The following is a 3,896-nucleotide window of genomic DNA, read 5'->3' on the forward strand; positions in this document are numbered from 1 at the left end:
ATGCAAGTAAGCATGACAACAAAAAGAACGCTTCTCGCGACCGTCATCAGCTCAACCATGCTCACAGGTTGTTACTGGGACGATCCGAAGAAAGCGGCGGGTTACGTCAGTAGCAAAATTGAACGTGAAGAGGTGGTGGATCATTTGGTCGAGCTGGAAGCTCGTGCATCCAAAACCACAGATGGCAGTTCGGTAACACGTGCAGCCGGCTCTGACGGTTATCAACACTCCGTCGACTACATTATCGAAGTCATGAAAGATCATGGCTACAAAGTCACAACGCAAGAATTCGATTTCCGTGCCTGGGAAGAGTTGAGCGGTACTCAGCTTAACGTTGATGGCGTTGACCTTATCAGCACTCGTGAAGCAGACGAAGGTGTTGAACCGGATTATGCGGTGATGTCTTACTCTGGTGGCTCGGACGGTGAACTGAGCGGTGAATTAGCGTTCGTCACGCCTGACTTTGCGTTCTCCGATCCAAACTACGACGACACCGACGGCTGTGAAGCGAGCGATTTCGACGGCAAAGATGTTGCTGGCAAAATTGCCGTCATTCAGCGGGGTGGCTGTAGCTTCAGCGCGAAAGTGGTTAATGCAGAAAGTGCTGGTGCCAAAGCAGTGGTCGTATTCAACCAGGGTAACGATGAAGGCCGTAAATCAGTCGTCAACGGTACACTGGGCAGCGATACCACCGCCTCGATTCCTGCTTTCGGTGCGCGCTACGATCTGGGTAAACAGTGGTTTGATCTGAGCGAGGCTCAAGCCATTCCTGCGACTTTGAATGTGAACATTCAAGATGAAATGGTCGTTACTCAGAACGTACTGGCAGAAACGAAGGGCGGTAACCCGAACCAAGTCGTTATGTTGGGGGCCCACCTTGACTCCGTTCCTGAAGGTCCGGGTATCAATGACAATGGCTCTGGTACCGCAGGTCTGCTGGAATACGCTGTTACTCTGGCCAACACCAAAGCTCCGGTGAAAAACAAAGTTCGCTTTGCTTGGTGGGCAGCAGAAGAAGCAGGTCTGGTTGGCTCTGAACACTACACCAGTGAGCTGTTTGGCCCGATTTATGAGCAAGCGCAGCAAGAGATTCTGGACGAACTCGGCCTGGAAGACCCAAGCCAGCTGACCGAAGAGCAGCTTGAACTGGTTGACGCGCGTTATAACAAGCTCAACAAAGTGAAGATGTACCTCAACTTCGACATGATCGGTTCACCAAACTACATCTTCGGCGTGATGGATGGCGACTTGTCCGACACCAAAGATAGCCCGGACAACGCCTACACTGGCGACTTCAAACCACCGTTTGGTACGTCTGACATCGAAGCAACCTTTAATGAGTTCTTCTCTGCGAAGTCAGAATCAACCGTTCCTCAAGCGTTATCAAAACGCTCAGACTACGCTGGCTTTGCTGACTGGGGTGTGGCATTCGGCGGCTTGTTTACTGGTGCCGAGAAAGTCAAAACTGCTGAAGAAGTGGATCAGTTCGGTGGCGAAATCGACGTTGCGTACGACAAGTGTTACCACCAGGCTTGTGATGATCTGAACAACATCAGCCAGAAAGCACTGTATGTGAACACTCAGGCACTGGCCTATGTGACCACTTACTACGCTTTCAGTAAGCCTCTGTTCCCGGCTAAAGAAGAGCAGACCAAAGCCAAAGTAGCTCCTCGTGCCCTGAGTGTGGCTGCGCCAGTGAAGAAACTGCGCATCGGTGAGAAGCTAAAAGCCGCTCACAGTCATTCAGATCACGGCCACTTCCACGGTGACTTCGACCAAGATCGCAAATAAAGCACAGTGATAAGCTTTAAAAGCCACGCGGACGCGTGGCTTTTTATTTGCACCAAATGTTGCCCACTTCACAGTTCATCAACCTGCGCCTCTCAACATCCTTCCGTCGACGAGCCACTCGAATCGCTGTCCGTTATGCTTAACCAAAAGCAGGATGAATGGCAGCACGATGAACAAACAAAAATACACTGTCTATCAAGTCATGACCCGTCTGTTTGGCAATACTCAAACTCAGCATCAAGCATGGGGAGACAAGGCAACCAACGGCGTCGGAAAGCTCAGTGATTTTACGCCAGAAGCGTTGCAGGCAATCCGCGATCTCGGCATCACTCACCTTTGGCTTACGGGGATTCCTCACCACGCCACCACGAGCGATTATCGCGCATACGGCATCCCACTCGACCACCCTGCTATCGTCAAAGGGCGCGCCGGCTCGCCCTATGCGGTTAGAGACTACTACGCTGTTCACCCAGATCTTGCTGATGAACCAAGCAATCGCAATGCCGAATTTTTGGCCCTGATACAACGAATTCATGCCGCGGAATTAAAAGTGATCATCGATATCGTGCCCAACCACGTCGCCAGAACGTACCAGGGCTTCAACAACCCCGTCGGCGTCTTTGATTTTGGTGCCAACGATGACACGACTTTGGAATACCAGCGCGACAACAATTTTTATTATCTGCCCAACACACCGTTTGAACGGCCAATCTTTCCCGCAGGTTTTGTTCCGGCCACAAAAAGTGCACACGATTATCTGGAATATCCCGCGCGCTGGAGTGGCAACGGGGCGCGCGCAAGCCGGCCTCAATTCGATGATTGGTACGACACCGTCAAAATCAATTTTGGCGTCACACCTGATGGCCAGGTCGAGTTCGACCGTTTGCCTCCGGGTTACCACGAACAGCCCTATCAGGTGCACGCTGCCTTTTGGCAAGGAAAAACGCTGCCCGACTCCTGGACAAAGTTTCGTGATATCGCCGTCTATTGGTTGCAGCAAGGGGTAGATGGCTTTCGGTATGACATGGCTGAGTTGGTACCCGTCGAGTTCTGGAGCTACCTGAACACCTCAATTAAGCAGGTGAATCCGGAAGCCTTCCTACTCGCTGAGGTTTATCAACCCGAGTGTTATCGCGACTACATCCAGCTCGGTAAGATGGATTATTTGTACAATAAAGTTGACCTGTACGATCAGTTACGTGCCATTGTGCAAGGAGAAGGATCCACCCGGGAACTTGGCCGCATCGAGTGGCAACTGCGCGATATCGAGCATCACATGATGAACTTTCTGGAAAATCATGACGAGCAGCGTATCGCCTCCGATGCTTTTGCCAAGGATCCACATAAAGCCAAACCGGCCATGCTCGTTGCTACCTGCCTCTCTTCAGCGCCAGTCCTGATTTACTTCGGTCAGGAAGTCGGTGAGCCAGGCGCGGAGAATGCTGGTTTCGGCCAGCCATCGCGTACTTCCATCTTCGATTACATCGGAGTACCTCACCACCAACGCTGGATGAACCACGGCCGTTATGACGGTGCGAAGTTGACCGAGGAGGAGCGGACACTGCGCCAGTTTTATCAGCGGTTACTCCAATTGACTATCACCAGCCCGGCTCTGACGGGGAACTACCATGATTTGTACGCCGCCAACTTCGAGGGTTTTTATCCAAATCAAGATCACCTGTTTGCGTTTGCCCGCTCCTGCGCCACGCAAAAACTGATTCTGGTTGCGAATTTCAGTGCCGGGCAAAGCCACAACTTGACGTTGCGGTTACCCAGTGAATTGATGCAACAGTGGTCGCTGTCTGATGGCCACTATATGCTCCACGACTTACTCCACCAACAAGACTACCGGCTGAGCGTTGATAATCATGGCGGGCACGTGACGATGCGTCTTCCCGGTACGCCCCGTGCTTTTTTCAGTTAACCCCCCCGTAATATTTCTCATAACAAAAAAACTCCCTTGCGGGAGCTCTCTATCAACAACATGTATCAATCAACGCTTATTTTCCTGTCTCTTTTACACAACTCACGCTGCCCACGAAACACCCTGTGGAGATTTCTGGGGTGCCCGCCGCATTTAAACAAAAAACAAAGCGGTTCCGTAC

2 protein-coding genes are annotated in these 3,896 nt (G+C 51.6%); both read left to right on the forward strand.

Annotated elements, in window-relative coordinates:
• Window positions 1-1,791 (forward strand): M28 family metallopeptidase (locus CAG65_RS02890; protein WP_161452050.1); only part of this gene is annotated, 1,791 nt, incomplete at its 5' end.
• Between the two features lie 169 nt (window positions 1,792-1,960).
• Entirely contained in the window at window positions 1,961-3,715 is a 1,755-nt protein-coding gene (locus tag CAG65_RS02895) for an alpha-amylase family glycosyl hydrolase (protein ID WP_161452051.1), read from the forward strand.
• The last annotated feature ends 181 nt before the right edge of the window (window positions 3,716-3,896 follow it).

The organism is Vibrio sp. V39_P1S14PM300 (assembly GCF_009904765.1).
Lineage (GTDB): Bacteria > Pseudomonadota > Gammaproteobacteria > Enterobacterales > Vibrionaceae > Vibrio > Vibrio proteolyticus.